Source organism: Humibacillus xanthopallidus (genome assembly GCF_006717145.1).
GTDB lineage: Bacteria > Actinomycetota > Actinomycetes > Actinomycetales > Dermatophilaceae > Humibacillus > Humibacillus xanthopallidus.
The window spans coordinates 1,018,294-1,035,771 of the sequence record NZ_VFQF01000001.1 but is presented as its reverse complement, the minus strand read 5'-3'; the positions used below and the strand labels follow the sequence as shown (position 1 = coordinate 1,035,771).

Annotated in this window: 15 protein-coding genes; 6 read left to right on the top strand and 9 right to left on the bottom strand. The window is 69.8% G+C overall.

Annotated features, from left to right (window positions below; genetic code table 11):
• Positions 1–3 precede the first annotated feature (3 nt).
• A complete protein-coding gene (locus tag FHX52_RS04615) occupies positions 4–810 on the bottom strand; it encodes a DUF4386 family protein (RefSeq protein ID WP_185747087.1) in 807 nt (268 codons plus the stop codon).
• A 282-nt stretch (positions 811–1,092) separates the two neighbouring features.
• On the opposite strand from FHX52_RS04615, the gene FHX52_RS04610 reads away from it, so the two are divergent.
• The 4 genes from FHX52_RS04610 to FHX52_RS04600 all read left to right on the top strand — a co-directional run bounded on the left by FHX52_RS04610 (position 1,093) and on the right by FHX52_RS04600 (position 5,312).
• On the top strand, positions 1,093–2,079 hold the full coding sequence (locus FHX52_RS04610; RefSeq protein ID WP_141820323.1) for a LuxR C-terminal-related transcriptional regulator: 987 nt from the start codon (positions 1,093–1,095) through the stop codon (positions 2,077–2,079).
• Positions 2,080–2,289: 210 nt separating this feature from the next.
• Positions 2,290–2,739: a DUF6325 family protein gene (locus tag FHX52_RS04605; protein ID WP_141820321.1), complete on the top strand. Its 450-nt coding sequence runs from the start codon at positions 2,290–2,292 to the stop codon at positions 2,737–2,739.
• Position 2,740: 1 nt separating this feature from the next.
• Entirely contained in the window at positions 2,741–2,893 is a 153-nt protein-coding gene (locus FHX52_RS23745) for a hypothetical protein (RefSeq protein ID WP_185747086.1), read from the top strand.
• A complete protein-coding gene (locus tag FHX52_RS04600; RefSeq protein ID WP_141820320.1) occupies positions 2,859–5,312 on the top strand; it encodes a lysylphosphatidylglycerol synthase domain-containing protein in 2,454 nt (817 codons plus the stop codon). Before FHX52_RS23745 ends, FHX52_RS04600 begins: the two co-directional genes overlap by 35 nt.
• Before the next feature lie 3 nt (positions 5,313–5,315).
• On the opposite strand, the gene FHX52_RS04595 is transcribed toward FHX52_RS04600, so the two are convergent.
• From FHX52_RS04595 to FHX52_RS04585, 3 genes are all read right to left on the bottom strand, one after another.
• Entirely contained in the window at positions 5,316–6,290 is a 975-nt protein-coding gene (locus tag FHX52_RS04595) for a YihY/virulence factor BrkB family protein (protein ID WP_221630489.1), read from the bottom strand.
• A 60-nt stretch (positions 6,291–6,350) separates the two neighbouring features.
• Positions 6,351–7,652, bottom strand: coding sequence for an anaerobic sulfatase maturase (locus tag FHX52_RS04590; RefSeq protein ID WP_221630480.1), 1,302 nt, complete (start codon positions 7,650–7,652; stop codon positions 6,351–6,353).
• A 90-nt stretch (positions 7,653–7,742) separates the two neighbouring features.
• Positions 7,743–10,097 carry an arylsulfatase gene (locus FHX52_RS04585; RefSeq protein WP_141820316.1) on the bottom strand — a complete coding sequence of 785 codons (2,355 nt, stop codon included), beginning with the start codon at positions 10,095–10,097 and terminating at the stop codon, positions 7,743–7,745.
• A 314-nt stretch (positions 10,098–10,411) separates the two neighbouring features.
• Between FHX52_RS04585 and FHX52_RS04580 the strand changes: the two genes are divergently transcribed.
• Both FHX52_RS04580 and FHX52_RS04575 read left to right on the top strand, forming a co-directional pair.
• Entirely contained in the window at positions 10,412–11,716 is a 1,305-nt protein-coding gene (locus FHX52_RS04580; protein ID WP_141820315.1) for a cation:proton antiporter, read from the top strand.
• A gap of 79 nt (positions 11,717–11,795) precedes the next feature.
• A complete protein-coding gene (locus tag FHX52_RS04575; RefSeq protein ID WP_141820313.1) occupies positions 11,796–13,418 on the top strand; it encodes a SulP family inorganic anion transporter in 1,623 nt (540 codons plus the stop codon).
• Positions 13,419–13,446: 28 nt separating this feature from the next.
• On the opposite strand, the gene FHX52_RS04570 is transcribed toward FHX52_RS04575, so the two are convergent.
• The 5 genes from FHX52_RS04570 to FHX52_RS04550 form a co-directional block, all read right to left on the bottom strand.
• On the bottom strand, positions 13,447–13,824 hold the full coding sequence (locus tag FHX52_RS04570; RefSeq protein ID WP_221630479.1) for a potassium channel family protein: 378 nt from the start codon (positions 13,822–13,824) through the stop codon (positions 13,447–13,449).
• Between the two features lie 20 nt (positions 13,825–13,844).
• Entirely contained in the window at positions 13,845–14,891 is a 1,047-nt protein-coding gene (locus FHX52_RS04565) for an FUSC family protein (protein ID WP_141820309.1), read from the bottom strand.
• Between the two features lie 64 nt (positions 14,892–14,955).
• Positions 14,956–15,618 carry a hypothetical protein gene (locus FHX52_RS04560; RefSeq protein WP_141820307.1) on the bottom strand — a complete coding sequence of 221 codons (663 nt, stop codon included), beginning with the start codon at positions 15,616–15,618 and terminating at the stop codon, positions 14,956–14,958.
• A 164-nt stretch (positions 15,619–15,782) separates the two neighbouring features.
• On the bottom strand, positions 15,783–16,868 hold the full coding sequence (locus FHX52_RS04555; RefSeq protein WP_141820304.1) for a hypothetical protein: 1,086 nt from the start codon (positions 16,866–16,868) through the stop codon (positions 15,783–15,785).
• On the bottom strand, positions 16,861–17,367 hold the full coding sequence (locus FHX52_RS04550) for an RNA polymerase sigma factor (protein ID WP_141820302.1): 507 nt from the start codon (positions 17,365–17,367) through the stop codon (positions 16,861–16,863). Before FHX52_RS04550 ends, FHX52_RS04555 begins: the two co-directional genes overlap by 8 nt.
• Positions 17,368–17,478: the final 111 nt, after the last annotated feature.

Below are 17,478 nucleotides of genomic sequence, written 5' to 3'. Positions count from 1 at the left end.
TGCTCACGTCGCTGCTCGTCGAGGCTCGCGCTGTCGGGGCCCTGGGGTGGGGCGGCTGAGCCCTGCACCCTCACGCGGGTCGGGCGCTCGTCCGAGCCGGTAGAGCTGCCAGCCGACTGCCGCCATCCAGATCGGCAGGAGCACCCCGTAGATGCCGTAGAAGCCTTCGACGACCATGCGCAGGACTTCGGCGGCGATGCCCAGCAGGCCGGTGACGATCCCCAGGTAGGCCACTGCGCGGGGGAAGACGCCGCCGATCATCACGACCGAGACGACGAGCATGGCGACGGTCGTCAGCGGCCCGATGGCGACGGTGGTGCGGTTCTGAGCCACGAGCGCCTCTGCGGCTGCGGCGAGTCCGGCACGTGCTGCGGCGTCGGTCGCGGCGGCATACTGGTCGCTGAGGTAGACGAGGGCCGGTGCGCCCGTCGTCGTCGTCGGCAGGGCCAGCGTGAGCGCCCAGGCGACACCGCCGAGGGCGGAGCCGAGCGATGCGAGGCTCCGGTTGACGTCCTTGAGCGCCGGATAGAGGGCGAGGTAGGTCACCATCGCGAACACGCCCGGAACCAGCCACAGCTGCTGCTCGACGATGTACGTCATCCGGTGCGCGGCGATGAAGTCGAGGGTGGCAGCGCCGCCATTGCTGGGGGGCATCGGAGTGGTGGCGACGATGACGATCGCAACCACGATCAGCGCGACGAAGAGCCAGGCGCAGACTCCGCCGATGCGGTAGAGCTCGCGCCACTGCGGGTCGGCAGTCCTGACCCGTGCACCGTGCCGGGATCTCCCGGACCTGACGGACCCCAGCATCCCGAGCACCCACTCCCTCCTGCGGGAGGCCAGTCGGAACGGCCGACCCCGGTGCCAGTGTCGCGAGGAGTGCCAGAGGGAGGACAGGGCCGAAGGTCCCCTGACGGCACTCTGCAGCAGAGTGCCTCCACGGCGCCCGTGAGGTGTCCCGGTTCCCAACGCCCCCTCCAAGAACGTCGGGAACCGGCACGTCATTGTGGCGCCGACGCGTGTCAGGAAGGATCATCCCCAGGATGACCGAGACATCAGCCTCGGGCGGAGCCTCGTGAGGATGGAGAGCTAATGTCGTTGAGCGACCCCGTGGTTCGTGCCCTGCGGCACGCCGACCAGATGATCCGCGAGGCCGAGCGGGGCGATGCCTTCGGCGTCTACGACGCGTGCCGTGCCGCCGTCGCTGCCATCTCGAGACTGGACGACTTCTACATCGCTCTGGTCCAGGAACGCGACCGTCAGATCTCCTACCCCTACATGTTCAGCAACGGGCGGTTCCTCGAGACGGGGACCGTCACCTACGGACCCCGTGGCGTCGTGGCCTGGGTGGTGGCGTCACGGAAGCCCTACTGCTACCGCGACGACGACGGTGCGCTGCTCAACCACGGAGTGCGCTTCGGCGACGGAGACCTGTCGGCCGACGCCGTCGTGGTGCCGATGGTCGACGACCGCGGGGTGATCGGTCTCATGGGAGCGTTGTCGGACTCGCCGGAGGCGTTCACCGACGAGGTGGTGACGGCGATGGGCTGGCTGGCCGGACTCGTCGTCGATCGCGTTCTCGCCGCGTCGCCGAGCCGCCGGCTGGACCTCGGTCTCGTCTATCCGGAGCTGCTCGACACCGGTCGGGCAGGCACGCTCATGGCGGTGAACCACGCGGCATCGGCCCTGACGGAGATGGCCTCGCAGATCGAGGAGCTGCGGGGCGAGCTGGAGCGCAGCGGCGTGGACGGATCTGCGGCGGAACGCCTGACGGCGCTGGGTCGCCGCTGCTTCGAGGTCCAGGCCGCACTCGTCACGCGCCTCGGTGCCCATGCCACGGAAGAGGCAGCGACCGCCCCGCCGCCGAACCCGCTCGACGGACTCTCACCCAGGGAGCGCGCCGTCGTCGAGCTCGTCGTGAGCCCCGCGGGCGACCCCGGCAACGCCGGCATCGCGAAGGCCCTCGGGATCGGAACCCCCACGGTGAAGTCGCACATGGCCTCCGCCCTCGCCAAGCTGGGTCTGCGCAACCGCAGTGAGCTCCGCTGGCTCGTCAAGGGGTCGGGACCCGACGCCTAGCAGCCTGGACCGTCGGGTCGTGCGAGGCCCGACGTGGACGCCCGTCGTCATTTCTGAGTGCGAGCCCGAAGGTTCATCCCGGGCGGATGAGGCGCGGCCTCCAGCTCGTCCCTAGCGTGATGAACAGTGATCGTGCCTGACGTGGCCCCTGGCCTGGCATGAAGCAGCCCGAAGTGGACGAACATCACGAATGGAGAAGGAGCGCATGACATGACGGTCAACATTGACGAGCTCGGCCCGGTCGACTGGATCGTGCTGGAGTTTCCCGGCGACAAGCTCAACGGTGAGATCGCACCGATCCTCAAGGACTACGTGGATCGCGGACTCATCCGCATCCTCGACCTGCTCTTCCTCAAGAAGGACGAGGACGGTGGGTTCGAGGCGTTCGAGGCAGCCGACATGGAGGACAGCGAGATCGGCGAGCTGCGCAGCTACGAGACCGAGCTGGCCATGCTGCTCAGCGAGCAGGATGTGGCGGACCTCGTCGAGACCATCGAGCCCGGGAGCGCGGCTGCCGTGCTCGTGTGGGAGAACCTGTGGGCCGCCCCCTTCGGTGCAGCAGCACGCCATGCCGGCGGCCAGCTGGTCGCCAGCGGACGCATCCCCATCCAGGCGGTCATCGCCGCCCTGGAGTCCGACGCAGAAGAAGAAGGAGCATGACATGCCACTCGCAGCCCGACGCAGGAGAAGGACCGTCGCAGCCGTCGGCGGTGCCATGGTCGTCGCCCACGGCGTGAACCGCCGCCAGGACCGCCGCGAAGACCGCAGGGATGACCGCGGTGACCGCAGGGAGGACCGCCGCGACCGCTTCTGACCCGGACCTCGACCGGGGGCGGACCTCGACCGGGGGCGGACCCGGCCGGTCGACGGTCCATCGGTCGCGATACCTCGTCGCCACGGACGACCAGCCCCGGGTCCGACGGGCCAGCGACCTCACGACGATCGTCATCGGCCTGGCCCTCTTCGGCTGGAGCGTCGCCACCCTCGACCAGACGAGCGACTTGACGGCAACGCCGTCGACGCAGCCCGTGCCTGTGGCCCCACTCCCGACGTGGACCCTGTCGCTGCTCCAGCTCGTCAACACCCTTGCGCTGGTCTACGCCCTCGGCGTCGTCGTCGTGCTCGCTCTGGCCCATCGCAGATCGGCGGTGCGCGACGTCCTCACCGCAGCGGCGCTCGTGGTGCTGGTGACCTTGGCCTGCGTGGCTGCCTTCGACCAGCTGTGGCCTGCGCTGCTTCCTGAGTACGCCACCGACGGCGTGCCCCCGCAGTTTCCCGTGCTTCGGGTGGCCATGGTGGCGGCGGTGCTCCTGGCCGCCTCCCCCCATCTGGCCAGGCCCATCCGTCAGCTCGGCTGGGCCCTGGTCATCATGGCCGGTGTGGCTGCTCCCGCTCTCGGGTTCGGCCGACCCAGCGGCGCGATGGCGGGTGTCGGGATCGGGATGTTCTGTGCGGGCGGCATCCTGCTCGCCTTCGGGTCGCCGCGCGGCTACCCGGCCGTCGCGTCCGTGGCGGAAGCGCTGACCGACCTGGGTCTCCCCCTGACGAACATCCGGGTGGACCCCGACCAGTCGTGGGGGGTGCGCCGGATGATCGGGGTGGCGGCCGACGGCGGACTCGTCGAGATCAAGGCCTTCGGCCGCGACGCGACCGACTCCCAGCTGGCGGCAAAGGTCTGGCGGGCGATCGTCTACCGCGGTGAAGGAGTGACCCTGAGCCTCTCGCGGCTGCAGGCCGCGGAGCACGAGGCGCTCGTCACCGTCCTTGCACGACGAGCTGGGGTCAGGGTGCCGGAGGTGCTGGCCGCGGCGAGCACCTCCGGTGAGGTGGCGGTCCTCGCCACCTCCCGCGGTGGGACCCGGCTGGACACCCTCGATCCCGAGACCGTGTCGGACGCAGAGCTGGTGCGACTGTGGCGCGACGTCGCGCGGCTGCACGAAGCGGGCATCACCCATGGGTCGCTGGACCCGGCGGCAGTTCGCCTCGACGACGGCGTACCGGTCATCACGAACTTCTCGGCAGGCTCCCTGCACCGGCGTGAGCACGACCGCCAGCTCGACATCGCCCGACTCCTCTTCGGTCTCGCCCAGCTGGTGGGCGTGGATCGCGCCGTCTCCACAGCCCACGAGGGCCTTGGCAGCGAACGCCTCGGGGCGGCACTCGCCTATCTCCAGGCACCGGCGATCCCCTCGCGAGAGCGACGGCACTCCCGCACGGTCGGACGGGAGCTGAAGGCCCTGCGCGCCGGCGTCGTGGAGCAGACGGGGGTGCAGGTGCCCGAACCGGTCAAGCTCCGACGGGTCGGGCCACGAGATGTGCTGACACTGGTCGTGCTCCTGCTCTTCGTCGGCGCCTTGATCCCCGTCCTGGCCGGGGTGGACTACGAGCAGCTGTGGGCCGAGCTGCAGGGCGCGACCTGGTGGATCATCGTCGCGGCAGTCGTGCTGGGCCAGCTCGTCTTCGTCCCCCAGGCGGCCTCGATGATGTTCGCGGTCGGTCGGTCGCTGCCGCTCCGACCGGCGACCATCCTGCAGAGCGCCATCGCGTTCATCTCGTTCGCCATTCCAGGGGTGGCCGGTCGCGTCACGATGAACGCGGCCTTCCTCTACAAGTACGGCGTGACACCGGCCGTCGCGGTGACGCAGGGTGCGATCGACGGACTGTCGGGCTTCATCGTGCAGGTGATCCTCGTCCTCCTGGCCTTCGCCACCGGGTCGGTCGCGTTCGACATCGCCGCGACCTCGTCGAGCGACATCGACCTGCGGCTGGTCCTTGCGTTCGTCATCCTGCTCGCCGGCGTTGCCCTGTTGGCGGTCTGGAAGGTGAAGAGAGTGCACGACCGCGTGGTGCCGGTCGTCGCCTCTGCGTGGGGAGCCCTGGTGGACCTCATGAAGGCACCGGCCCGAGCACTCGGCCTCTTCGGGGTCCAGCTCGTCATCCAGCTGGCGTGGGGCCTGATGCTGTCCGCGGCGCTGTATGCCGTGGGGTCGCCGCTCGACCTGCTGCCCTGCACCGTCGTGGTCGTGGCGACCAGCCTGTTCCAGGGGATCGTTCCGGTCCCCGGTGGCATCGGCGTGTCCGAGGCGCTCATGGTGGGCCTGCTCGTGCCGCTGGGAGTGCCGAGTGACGTGGCGATGGCGGCCACCGTGGTCTGGCGCGTGGCGACGTTCTACCTGCCCGCGACCGAGGGGTTCTTCGCCTCGCGCTGGCTCGAACGTCGCGGATACCTCTGACCGTCACTCCCCCGGCGCCGTGAACTGCACGGTGATCCGTTGGGCCACCAGCCGCTCCTGCTCGGTCGCCAGACGCGAGAGGGCTCGGATGTCGGCAGGCGTCGGCCGTGAGGGGTCGAGGGCCCGAGGCCACAGACGGCTGCTGCGCACGACGGCGGTCTCGGCGGCATAAAGCAGCGTCTGGCTGACGAGGTAGAGCAACGCGAAGATGCCGGCGACGGTGGCGAAGCTGCCGTAGACGGGACCCGACTTCGTCACGAGGAGGGCCAGCAGCCGAGCCCCGACGGAGAGCACGAGAGCGACGGCCAGCGCACCGGTGACCGCGGCCAGCCAGGTGCTGCGCCACGACACCGGTCTGGCCACGAGAACTCTCCCCGCGGTGACGAGGACTCCGAACACGACGAGCGCGGACGACGCCCCCGCCGCGAGGCGTTGCAGCTGACCGATGTCGGGGAGGGCTCCGGCGGCAACGGTGAGCGCGGCCACGACGAGACCGCCCGTCAGCACGATGACGAGCATCAGGAGGATCCGGGCATAGCGAGCAACGAAGCCGAAGCGCGACCGCATCGGCACCGCGGCCACGTGGTTGAGCGTCTCGTAGGCCGAGCGGACCACTCCCGTGGCCGAGAACAGCAGGCCGATGATGCCGATGGCAAGAGGGAGCCCGGACGTCGGCATGGCGATCAGGGCGGTGTTGACGGTCTCCTGCAGTGCGGGTGGAACCAGCGCCTCGACCATCTCCGTGCGCAGCGCAGGCCGGTTGACGAGCGCCCAGCTGAGCACCGCCACGGCGACGAGGAGCAGCGGGAAGATGCTGAGGAACCCGTAGTAGGTGATGAGCGCCGCTTGCCGTCCCCCGCCATCGTCCACGTACTTCTTCACCACCGCATACGGGAAGCCGAGTATGCCGTGGCGTCGCTGCAGCGCGTCAGCCCACGCACGCAGCCGCTCCACAGGACCGCTCGGCGAGCTCGGCACGTCACTGCCGCGTCGTTCGTGACGCGGTCGGCCCTCGCCCCACGGGCGCTCCGGCACGGGTCAGCAACGCTGGTCCCCGTGGCAGTCGGCCCAGGTCTTCCCGCTCCCGCAGGTGCACGGATCGGTCGCGTCGCGCCTCGCGTCGGCGCGGGCGTACCAGTCGCGGAGCGCGGTGGCGTCCCTGCCCTGCCTCAGCAGGGCGGCCATGACACGCATCGGGGCGTCGACGTGGCGGAAGAAGAGCTGGTAGCCGTCGCAGAGGTAGTGCAGGCCGGGCTCACCGTCGGGGGTGGTGATGAAGCGGTCCTTGGGGCAGCCACCGTTGCAGGCGAACCGGACGTCGCAGGAACGGCAGTACTCCGGCAGGCTGTCGAGCTTCGCCTGCCCGAAGGCCCGCTGTCGAGGAGAGTCGACGAGCTCGAGCAGGGTCCGCCCCTGCCGGATGTTGCCGATGAGATAGTCCGGTTCGACGTAGTGGTCGCAGGAGTAGAGGTCGCCGTTGTGCTCGAGCGCGACGGCATCGCCACAGGTGCGGGCGTGGACGCACAGCCCCACCTGGTCCATGCCCATCCAGTGGGCGAGGGAGGTGTCGAACATCGAGACGAAGACGTCTCCGACGTCGTGACGGGCCCACTCCTCGAAGACGTCGACGAGGAACCGGCCGTACTGCGTGGCGCCCACGGTGCGGTGCGTGACGAGGTTGCCCTCCTGGAGGTAGAGCGGCCGGTCGCCCGAGCGCGCGCCCCACCCGGACTCGGCCAGGGGCAGCAGCTCAGGGGTCACCCGCTCCACGATGGGGATGAGCTGCACGAACGTGGCGCCGAGCTCGTCGCGAAGGAAGGTGTAGACCTCGCGGCCGTGGTCTCCGTTGGCGGCGTTCACCGTCGTCAGGGCGTTCCACTCGACGCCGTGCCGCCCCAGCGCCTCGAGTCCGCGGATGACCCGGTCGAAGGTGGGTTTGCCACCCTTGTCGACGCGATAGGCGTCGTGCATCTCGCGCGGCCCGTCGATCGAGACACCCACGAGGAAGGCGTTGTCGCGCAGGAAGGTGCACCACTCGTCGTCGAGCAGCGTGGCATTGGTCTGCAGGGTGTTGAGGATGCGCTGGCCCGGTGCGGCGAATCGCCGCTCCAGCTCGAGGCTCCGGCGGAAGAAGTCGATCCCCATGAGGGTCGGCTCGCCGCCCTGGAACGCCACGACGACCTCCTCGGCGCCGCGCTGGGCGGCGAGGAGCTGGCTGATGTAGGCCTCGTGGACGTCGGGCGGCATCCGGAACCCGCTGCCCGGGTAGAGCTCGTCCTTGGAGAGGAAGAAGCAGTACTCGCAGTCGAGGTTGCAGATCGCGCCCGTCGGTTTGGACATGACGTGGAAGGACCGCGACGCCGTCATCGGCGGCGCCGCGGCTCTTCCTCCGTCAGGAACCGGGGTCACGGTCGCCCACGGACAGCCACGTCAGTCGAGCAGGAACCATCCCCGCACCTCCGCCTCGTGGTCGACGTACCTCTCGCCGGACACGTCGACGACCACCTTGTCGATGCTCCCACCCGTGAAGCGGAAGGGCGCGGTGTAGCTCGGCGACACGGCGGAGGCGTCATCACGGCCCACGCAGAGTCCGTCACCCACGGCGCAGAAGTACCCCGGTTGGGTGACGATCTGCGAGCGGCCCACCACCTCGGAGTCCAGGTAGAGCGTCAGCGTCCCGCGCGCGCCGGGCATCTGGGGGTCTTCGTTGCGACCCTCGGCGACGAACTCCGCGGTGACGACGTGGGCGCCCGGCACGAGGTCCCGGTCAGCGGTCACCGTCTGGACGTGCGTGCCCACCCAGTTGAACGCATACGTCAGCCGGTGGTCCTGGACGAAGAGGCTGTGCCCACCTGCCAGGCCGCCGTGGGCGAAGATGACCCCCTCGGTGGACTCGGAGGCGACGTGGATGCCGGCCGCGATCGTGTAGGACCGCCCGCTGATGAGAACGGCGGATTGCTCGGGCACCGGCGCACAGTCGGGGTAGTAGACGTAGCGGTCCCGCTTCGGCGATCCACTCGGGCGCTCGGACAGGGTCTGCTCGAGTGCGGTGCGGTCGTCGAGCGGCATGCCGTTGAACTGCTCTGCCAGCTCGAACCAGCGCGCCGTGAGCTGCTCCAGGCGCTCAGGCTCGTCAGCCGCAACGTTCGTGGACTGCGACCGGTCGACCTCGATGTGGTAGAGCTCCCACACGTCCTGGTCGAAGCTGCCCCAGCCACTCAGTGGCGGGTGGAGCGTGCAGGCGAGCCAGCCGTCCTCGTAGATCGCCCGCTGGCCGAGCATCGCGTAGAACTGCGTGCGCTTCGCGGGGGCGTCCGGCTCCGTCAGCGACGCGGCGAAGCTCTCACCCTCGATGGCGCGCTGCTCGAAGCCGTTCAGTGTCTGCGGCGGCGTGACGCCGATGAGGTCGTAGATCGTCGGGACGACGTCGACGGCGTGGACGTACTGCGGCCGCGGGGTCTCGTTGGCCGGCACCTTCGCCGGCCACGACACGATGCACATGTCGGCGATGCCGCCCTCGTAGCCCGCCCAGCGCTTCCAGTAGGGGAACGGTGTGTCGAACGCCCACGCCCAGCCGGTGTTGTAGTGGTTGTAGGACGTGGGGCCGCCGAGCTCGTCGATGTGCTGGAGCGTGAGCTCGGTCGGGGTGGGCACGCCGTTGAAGAAGCGCCACTCGTTGAACGTCCCGTTCGGGCCCCCTTCGCCGCTCGCCCCGTTGTCGGAGACGACGACGATGATCGTGTTGTCGAGCTCGCCGGAGGACTCGAGGAAGTCGATGACGCGGCCCACCTGGTCGTCCGTGTACTCCACGTAGCCGGCGAACACCTCCGCCATCCGGGCGAAGAGCCGCTTCTCGTCAGCGCTCAGGGACTCCCAGGGCCGCACGGTGTCGAGCATCGGCCACGGCTGCCCGTGCGGGCCGGTCGCACCCGGCTCACCGTGCGGGTTGATGCCGGAGAGCATGGTGTCGTCAGGTAGGAGGCCCAGCTCCTTCTGGCGAGCCAGGATCCCGTCGCGGATCTGCTCGTACCCCTCGTCGAAGACGCCCTTGTACTTGTCGGCCCACTCCTGGAAGACGTGGTGCGGCGCGTGGGCGGCGTCGAGGCTGAAGTAGAGGAAGAAGGGCTTGTCCGGGTCGACGACCTTGGCGTCCCGGATGAACTGGATCGCCTTGTCCGAGAGGTCCTTCGCGATGTGGTAGCCCTCCTCCGGCGTGGCCGGCGGCTCCGTCGGGTGGTTGTCGTGGATGAGGTCGGGATACCACCCGCTCGACTCACCGCCGAGGAAGCCGTAGAACCGCTCGAACCCGCGACCGAGCGGCCAGCGCTTCTTCCACGCGGCCATGCCGGTCTCCTCACCGGGGGTGAGGTGCCACTTGCCGACGCAGTACGTGTTATAGCCGTGCTCCAGCAGCACCTCTGAGATGAACCCGTTCTCGAAGGGGATCCGCGTCGAGATGCCGGGGAAGCCCGAGCTGAACTCCGCGATCGTCGCCATGCCGTTGGACGTCGCGTTGCGCCCCGTGAGGAGGGAGGCGCGCGTCGGCGAGCACAGGGCCGTCGTGTGGAAGTTGGAGTACTTGACCCCGCGGTCGGCGATCCGGGTCATCGTCGGGGTGTGGACCGGGCCGCCGAAGCAGTCCATGGTCCCGTAGCCCACGTCGTCCCAGACGACGAACACCACGTTCGGGGCTCCGGCAGGGGCCTTCGGCGCGAGGTAGGGCTCCCAGTCCGGAACCGAGTCCCTGATGTCGAGCTCGATCGTGCCCTTGAACTCCCGTGACATGGTGCCGCCTCTCTCTCGACCACGACCGCAGACGTCGTGGTGGCACGTCTGGGGTGACGCGGTGAAGGCACGAACCGATCACCGCGCGGGGGTCGTGTGCCGCTGGCCCCCCGCCACGGGCACCTGCCGGACGAGGTCCGCAGGATGAGGCGTCCAGCATCAGCGTGGCAGGGGCGTGGCACCCGGTCGTCATCCCCTTCGGATGACCTCACGTGTCACGCGTCACAGTCGCCCAAGGTCATCCACGAGGGGTGATCCCCCGCCCTCGTCGTGGCATGACGATGGTCTCCGGTGCCTGAGCAGAAGGAACAGCCATGAACGTCAGTGCCCTCGTCGTCGTCGCAGCCACCCTGTTCGGCTGGGGCCTGGTCTCGAAGCGCCTGGCCCGTGCGGACCTGACGGCGCCCATCGTCTTCATCGTCGTCGGTGCCGCGCTCACGTGGACAGGGCTGATCGAGGGGCCCGAGGAGCCGGCCGCGCTCACCCCCCTCGTCGAGATCACCCTGGTCTGGGTGCTCTTCTCGGATGCCGCCCGCCTGCCGATGCGCGAGCTGCGCCAGGACGTGGGGCGCTACCTCCGCCTGCTTGCCGTCGGGCTGCCTCTGACGGTCCTGCTCGGATGGGGCCTGGCTGCGTGGTTCTGGCCCGGCCTGGGGTTGTGGTTGGCCCTCTTCGTCGGAGCCGCCCTCGCGCCGACGGACGCCGCGCTCGGGATCCCGGTCGTCACCAATCCCGTCGTGCCGTCCCGCATCCGTCAGCTCATCACGGTCGAGAGCGGGCTGAACGACGGGATCGCCACGCCAGTCGTCATGGTCGCCATCGCGGGGGCGGCAGCAGCAGCCGGTCTCGAGGGTCACGAGGGCGCCGGCCACGCCGTCGTGCAGCTCCTGCTCGGGGTCGTGGTCGGGTCCGCCGTCGGGGCTGCGGGGGGCTGGCTCCTGCGCCTGGCTCGGAGGCACGACCTGGCAGCCGAGGACTTCATGGGCATCGCCGTGCTCGCCCTGGGCCTGCTCGCGTATGCCGCCGCGCTCGCCCTCGCCGGCAACGGGTTCGTCGCCGCCTTCTGCGGAGGGCTGGCTTTCGGCGCCTGCGCCGGCCGCCGGGGGCCCGAGGAGCTGGTCTTCCTCGAGCAGACGGGCGCACTGGTCTCGGCGCTGGTGTGGCTGGCCTTCGGGGCCATCGCCGTCCCCATCATGTTCGAGGGCATCGACCCGCTGATGCTCGTGTATGCCGTGCTGAGCCTCACCGTGGTGCGGATGCTGCCCGTGGCGCTGTCGTTGATCGGAAGTGGACTCGACCGCAGGACAGTGCTGTTCGTGGGGTGGTTCGGCCCCAGGGGGCTGGCATCCCTCGTCTTCGCACTGCTCGCCCTGGAGGCGCTCGGGCCGGTGTCGGACGAGGCGGTCGCCGTCGTCACGGTCACCGTGCTCGTCAGCGTGGTGGCCCACGGGCTGAGCGCGGCACCACTGGCCGGGCGGTACGGAAGGAGTGTGGCCGGCGCGGGTCCGGAGCCCGGTGGACCCGTCGAGGTCATCGAGCTTCGCCCGGCAGCTGCCGCTCTGAGTCGAGCCACCCGGGCAGCCGACGAAACCACCCGGGCACGCGTCGCCCGCGGGTGAAGGCACGCACCACCGCCTCGGGCAGGTCCTTTGGCCAATTCCCCCACGCGACGACCGGTGGGTGTGCCACGGTGACGCCATGTCGCTCCTGACGGGATACCGGAGGCAGTGGCTCCGTGGCGACCTGGTCGCCGGCGTCACTGTCGCTGCGATCGCCATCCCCGAGTCCCTGGGCTATGCCAGCATCGCGGGCCTGCCCGTCCAGACCGGTCTCTACTGCGCACTGCTGCCGGCCGTCCTGTTCGCGGTCATCGCCTCGACGCGACAGCTCGTCGTGGGGGCGGACTCCGCGACGGCGGCGCTCGTCGCGGCCGGCGCCGGAGCAGTCGTCGCCGCAGGGAGTCCCACCTACGCCAGCACCGTGGCAGTGCTCGGCCTCATCACCGCCGCGATCCTGCTCCTCATGGCTGTCGCACGCCTCGGGTTCCTCGCCGACCTGATCTCACAGCCCGTGCTCGCGGGCTTCCTCAGCGGCGTGGGCGTCTCGCTCATCATCGGCAAGCTGCCCGGGATGCTGGGCATCAAGGCGTCCGGGACGACGTGGGACAAGCTCGTCACCACCCTGACGAACCTCGGGCACGTCAACGTGGCCTCTGCGGTGCTCGCGATCGGCGTCGTCGTGTCGATGCTCTTCATGGAGCGGGTCCTGCCCAAGCTGCCCGCCGCCCTCCTGGCGGTCGTGGTCTTCAGCGTGGTCGCCGCACTCATCGGCGCCGACGGGCGCGGCGTGGCGATGGTCGGGAACGTGCCGGCCGGCCTGCCCGGCCTGAGCCTGCCGACCTTCTCCGCCGGTGAGGTCACCCGGCTGACCGCCACCGCCGCCGCCATCGCCGTCGTCATCCTGGCGCAGAGCGCGGCGGTCGCCCGCAGCTTCGCGACCAAGAACAGCTACCGCGACAACACCAACCAGGACCTCTACGGGCTCGCCGCGGCCAACACCGGCAGCGCCCTCACAGGTGGGTTCGCCATCAACGGCAGCCCGCCGCGCACCGCCGCCGGAGACGGCGCCGGCAGCCGGAGCCAGCTCGTCAACATCGTCATGGCCCTCGTCATCGGCATCGTCCTGCTCTTCGCGACCGGCCTCTTCGAGTACCTCCCCTCCCCCGTGCTGGACGGCGTCGTCTTCGCCATCGGTGTCGGTCTCGTCAAGGTGGCCCAGCTCCGGGCGATCAGGCGCACCAGGCTGTTCGAGTTCGGCGCCGCGATGCTGGCCCTCGTCGTCGTCGCCTTCGTCGGCGTCGAGCAGGGCATCCTCCTCGCCGTGCTCGTGTCTCTCGTCGACCGGCTGCGGCGCCAGTACCAGCCGCACGACGAGGTGCTCGTCTCCGACGGTGACGTCGCGCCGCGCCTGCACGACCGGGTCCGGCCCGGCATCGCGATGGACGGCGTCCTCGTCTACCGCTTCGGCACCGGCCTCTTCTTCGAGAACGCTGCCTACTTCGACGAGCGCGTCCGCGACCTCGTTGCCGCCGCAAAGGCCCCGGTGCGGGCCGTCGTGCTGGACGCGGCGGCCATGGACGACATCGACTTCACCGGCACCGAGGTCCTGCGCCGGCAGGCAACGGACTTCGCGGCCCGTGACATCCGCCTCTTCGTGGCCGAGCTCTCGTCCAGCGCGGAGAGCAGCGTCGAGCGAGCGGGGCTCGGCGATGTCCTGACGGTCGTCCCGCGGCTCGAGCAGGCCCTCACCGCCGCGTCGTAGGCCGTATGCCGGGTGGTTTCCGCGTGCTTCAGGCCCGCTCGTCGTCGGTGGGTGTCGTACCCGGGGCAGTGCCACCATCGACGCTGGTCCCGCCGTCGGTGTCCGGCGTGTCCAGGTGCAGCGTGTGCCGCGCGTGGATCAGCGACATGCCCCGGTGCTTCGTGAGCTCCGAGATGAAGGCTGACAGGATGCCGAGCCCGGACAGGATGTAGAGCACGGTGAAGAGCTTCGCGGCATCCGTCGTCGGGTGGAGGTCGCCGAAGCCGACGGTGGCCAACGTGACGACCGAGAAGTAGAGGGAGTCCACCACCGACCAGTGTTCGAGCCAGCGGTAGACGAGGGTGCCGAGGAGAACCTGTGCGGTGGCCCAGACGAGGATGACCTTGCCCTCCGGGTCGCGGAACATGGCACGTAGAGCCGTGAACATCAGGGCGCCGATCTGCTGTGGGAATCCAGGGCTTCGCACAGCCCCAGGACGACGAAGGCGATGGCGACGCCGAGGAGGGTCTCCGCGAGCCGAGCTGCCCCGGACTCGGCCGCGCCTGCCCCGAGGATCCTCTGCGTGTAGACGACGAGCGCCGTGACGAGCAGGGCGAACAGCGCGTAGTTCACCTCGCGTACCGCCATCATGAAGAAGGCCGACGCGAGGAAGAGGACGACGAGGGCGGGCCTGCTCTCACCGACGACCTCCGCGAGAGCAACAGCCATGATGACGCCGACCCCGGTTCCGAGCGATCGCTGGACGCCGACGACGAGGGCCTGCCGGGTCGGCGGCCGCATGATGATCACCGCGGTGATCGCGGTCCACGCGGGGAAGTCGGGGAACATCGTGAAGCCGAGCAGGACGGCGACCGCCAGGCCCACGCCGCGCAGGACGGCGAACCGGCCGAGTGGACTGCGCAGACGCGCCATGAGCGTCGGTGACCCGGCCGAAGCCGCCGCGACCCGGACGTCGTCACCCTCGACGTCATCGTCGTCGACCCCTTCGGCCGACCCGGCACGACGCCAGGCCACGGCGGCACCGACGGCCGCCCCGACAGCGAACGCCGCGGCATACCTCAGTGGCCCGCCGCCTGTGTCGTGCAGCGTCAGCGCGACGATGATCCAGATGGTGGCGACGAGTCCGCGGATGCCTGCCTTGCGGCTGCGCCCGTCGTGCAGCGCTCCGGCGACGCCGACCACCCCGACGAGGAGTGCTGCCAGCACGGCCCGGTCGCCGATCGACACCGCGAGCCAGGTCAGCAGGGCGCCCCCGACCACGAGCGGAAGGAGCGCCGACACGCGGGAGCGACCCGGCGGAGGGGGGTAGGTCGCCAGCACGACGAGCGCGCCGATCACGGCCGCCATCGCCGGTGTGCCGAGGAGGGCGATGGTGAGGCCGAGCACCGACAGGACGGCGACGCCGATCACGCCGGCCCGGAGGTCGAGGCGCTGGCGGTCGAGCGTCAGCATCTCCTGCGCGGCCCGGATCACCCTCGAATCGTAGGGTTCGCGCGCGGCAGTGATCAGGCGTACGCGGAGTTCAGGGTTGTCGCGATCAGGTGAGTGCTGCGCACAGCGGTGCCACGGCTGACGCGTCTCCCAGCCGGAAGTAGTCGTCGAAGGGGTGATGGGCAGAGATGCTCACCACCTCATCAGTGGAGACGTCAGTGACGAACCTGCCGGCATCGGTCAGCACCGTGCCCCCGCCCGGAAGCCAGGCGCGCGTCTCCAGACCGCTCACCTTCTCCGCCCCCGTGCTCGTGTCGCCAGGCACGGCGAGGTCGTGGATGACCGTGTCGTGCTGCGTCCACAACACCACCTGGCCGGTGCGGGGGTTGGTGAAGGTTCCGTCGAGGGTCTCCCTGAAGTGGCGCTGGAGCAGGTTGCCACCAGCGTCGTAGAGCCGTTTGCCGACGACCGAGCGGAACTGCGAGATGTGAATCGCCGTGCCGTCGCAGACGATGCCTGAATCATCATCGACAACCGGAGGGTCGCTGAACGCCAGATCACACGCGATGTGGCTGCCATTGCGATAACAGGTGGCGTTGAAGCTGGCGGGTGGCGCGGGATTCAGGCTGTTGGGGTCGATGGCCTCGCGGGCGGAAGCGGGAGCGGCGATACCGATCCCGAGCAACCCGGCGACAGCCAGACCGACCGCGAGGTCGGAGACGCGCGCGATCAGTGGGGACCTGCCCCTGTCCAGGATGGACTTTGTCATGGTGTTCTTCCTTTCGGATCGGCCACTGGGGGACCGCTGGCTGGTCGAGGTGCCGCCATGGTGGGGACCGGATCTTCTCCACTCTCACGAACCGCAACGGACGAGCGTGGTTGCGTGGTCCACGTATTCCGTCGTCGGCGGGGCTCGAGCAGTAGGCAGCGCCGTCACTGGGGGATGAGGGGGCCGGGCGGCTCGAGGGGGTGGGCCATCGGGGGCAGCGCAGCCCAGTTGGGCGGGATGAAGAACCTGTCGCGCGGCTGGTGCTCGTAGTACCCGGCGACCTGCGGCAGCGGGGTTTGGCGGATCTGCCATGTTCTGCCTTGGTCGAGGCTGACGACGAGCTGGTCCGCGTCGGCGCCGACGCTCTGGTAGTAGGCCACCTCGCAGTTCGGGCCACCCTCGGCCATGGTCGTGGAGTTGGGTTCGGCCGGCAGGTCGGCCGTGGCGAACGAGCCGTCGCGCTGCTGGATGACGAGACGCGCCTTGGTGCTGAGCCCGACCAGCCCCCACAGCCCGCAGCCTCGGACGGTCGGGGTGGCCCAGCGGGTGTCGGGCAGGTTCGGGATCGCGAGCCGTTCCAGGGTCTGCGCGCTCAGGTCGAGGGTGCACAGGCCGACCTGATTGGCGCACTCGATGCTGGCCGTCCCGAAGCCGTGGGTGGCAGGGTGATCGAGGACCTCGAGGTCCACCGGCTGGGTCATCGAAGCGGACAGCAGGTAAGGCCCAGGGTCTTGGTGCGCCCAGTACCAGAGGCCCGGGCCCACCTCGCGGAGCAGCCCGTCCCCGCTCGGGGTGGGTTGTCGGCTGGAATCGGTGACGGCTCCGAGTGTGAGGAGCCGGTGGCCGGAGCCGTCCGCCACGACGATGGCTTCGCGACCGAGGCAGTCGTGGTGGGGCTCGGGTGTGGCGCATCGTTTCCAGACGGTCAGAGTGGTTCCTTGCTGGTTGTGGGAGTCGAGCTGCTTGACGAGGAAACCCTTGGCATTGCCGACGATCTGGTCGGCGGTCCAGGCCGGCACGAGCGGCTTCGGGGCCGGTTGGGCCGGGATCTCCTTGTGGCCCAGGCGATCGAGGCCGGTGAGCGTCAGCGCTATGGCAAGGAGTGCGGCGGCCGCCGTCACCATCGCAGCGGTGAGGGCGATCGCAACGCGGCGCCGGCGTGCTCGCCGCTGGGTCGTGATCATGACCTCGAAGGGAGGCTGGTCGACGGACCGCTCCGTGTCGCGGACGAAGTCGCTCAGGTCAGACATGGTCGGCCTCCTCCCGGTCGCTGAGGTGGCCAGCCATCTGCGCCCGGGCCCGGGCCAGTCGTGCCTTGATGGTTCCCTCCGGGGCGGACAGCTCGCGGGAGATCTGCGCGACGGTGAGGTCGGCGACGTAGAACAGCACGGCGGTGACGCGCACCGGCAGGCTGAGCTGGCTCAACGCATACACGACTGCGACGTGGTTCTCGGGGGCTTGGGCCCCGAGGTCGATGCTCAGCTCGGCACGGAACTTGGGCAGGGTCCGAGCTGAGAGCCGCGCCCTGCGCCAACGATGGCGCAGCAGGTTCAGGGAGACCGTGCGCAACCACGCCTCCTTGTTGGCGGCGGCAGCGAAGTCGTCGCGGTGCGTCCATGCGGTGAGGAAGGCCTCCTGCACGACGTCCTCCGCCTCGCACCGGTTGCCGCACATCGCCACCATCTGCGTCACGAGGCGTCGGTAGGACAGGTCATAGACCGCGCGGACCGCGTCGTCGTCATCGTCCATGATCTGACCACCTGCCGATTCCCTGACGATGCTTGCACTCACACGATCCCCAAGCCGGTGTTTCGGTTGCATGTGCCACGGGACTTGTCGCTGCCGCCTCTGGACCCAAGC

Bases quoted from the DNA above. Each gene is read 5' to 3' on its own strand.
- FHX52_RS04570 (WP_221630479.1), bottom strand. From the start codon at position 13,824: ATGTTCCGCGACCCGGAGGGCAAGGTCATCCTCGTCTGGGCCACCGCA.
- FHX52_RS04585 (WP_141820316.1), bottom strand. From the start codon at position 10,097: ATGTCACGGGAGTTCAAGGGCACGATCGAGCTCGACATCAGGGACTCG.
- FHX52_RS04590 (WP_221630480.1), bottom strand. From the start codon at position 7,652: ATGTCCAAACCGACGGGCGCGATCTGCAACCTCGACTGCGAGTACTGC.
- FHX52_RS04555 (WP_141820304.1), bottom strand. From the start codon at position 16,868: ATGTCTGACCTGAGCGACTTCGTCCGCGACACGGAGCGGTCCGTCGAC.
- FHX52_RS04605 (WP_141820321.1), top strand. From the start codon at position 2,290: ATGACGGTCAACATTGACGAGCTCGGCCCGGTCGACTGGATCGTGCTG.
- FHX52_RS04560 (WP_141820307.1), bottom strand. From the start codon at position 15,618: ATGACAAAGTCCATCCTGGACAGGGGCAGGTCCCCACTGATCGCGCGC.
- FHX52_RS04610 (WP_141820323.1), top strand. From the start codon at position 1,093: ATGTCGTTGAGCGACCCCGTGGTTCGTGCCCTGCGGCACGCCGACCAG.
- FHX52_RS04580 (WP_141820315.1), top strand. From the start codon at position 10,412: ATGAACGTCAGTGCCCTCGTCGTCGTCGCAGCCACCCTGTTCGGCTGG.
- FHX52_RS23745 (WP_185747086.1), top strand. From the start codon at position 2,741: ATGCCACTCGCAGCCCGACGCAGGAGAAGGACCGTCGCAGCCGTCGGC.
- FHX52_RS04615 (WP_185747087.1), bottom strand. From the start codon at position 810: ATGCTGGGGTCCGTCAGGTCCGGGAGATCCCGGCACGGTGCACGGGTC.
- FHX52_RS04550 (WP_141820302.1), bottom strand. From the start codon at position 17,367: ATGGACGATGACGACGACGCGGTCCGCGCGGTCTATGACCTGTCCTAC.
- FHX52_RS04575 (WP_141820313.1), top strand. From the start codon at position 11,796: ATGTCGCTCCTGACGGGATACCGGAGGCAGTGGCTCCGTGGCGACCTG.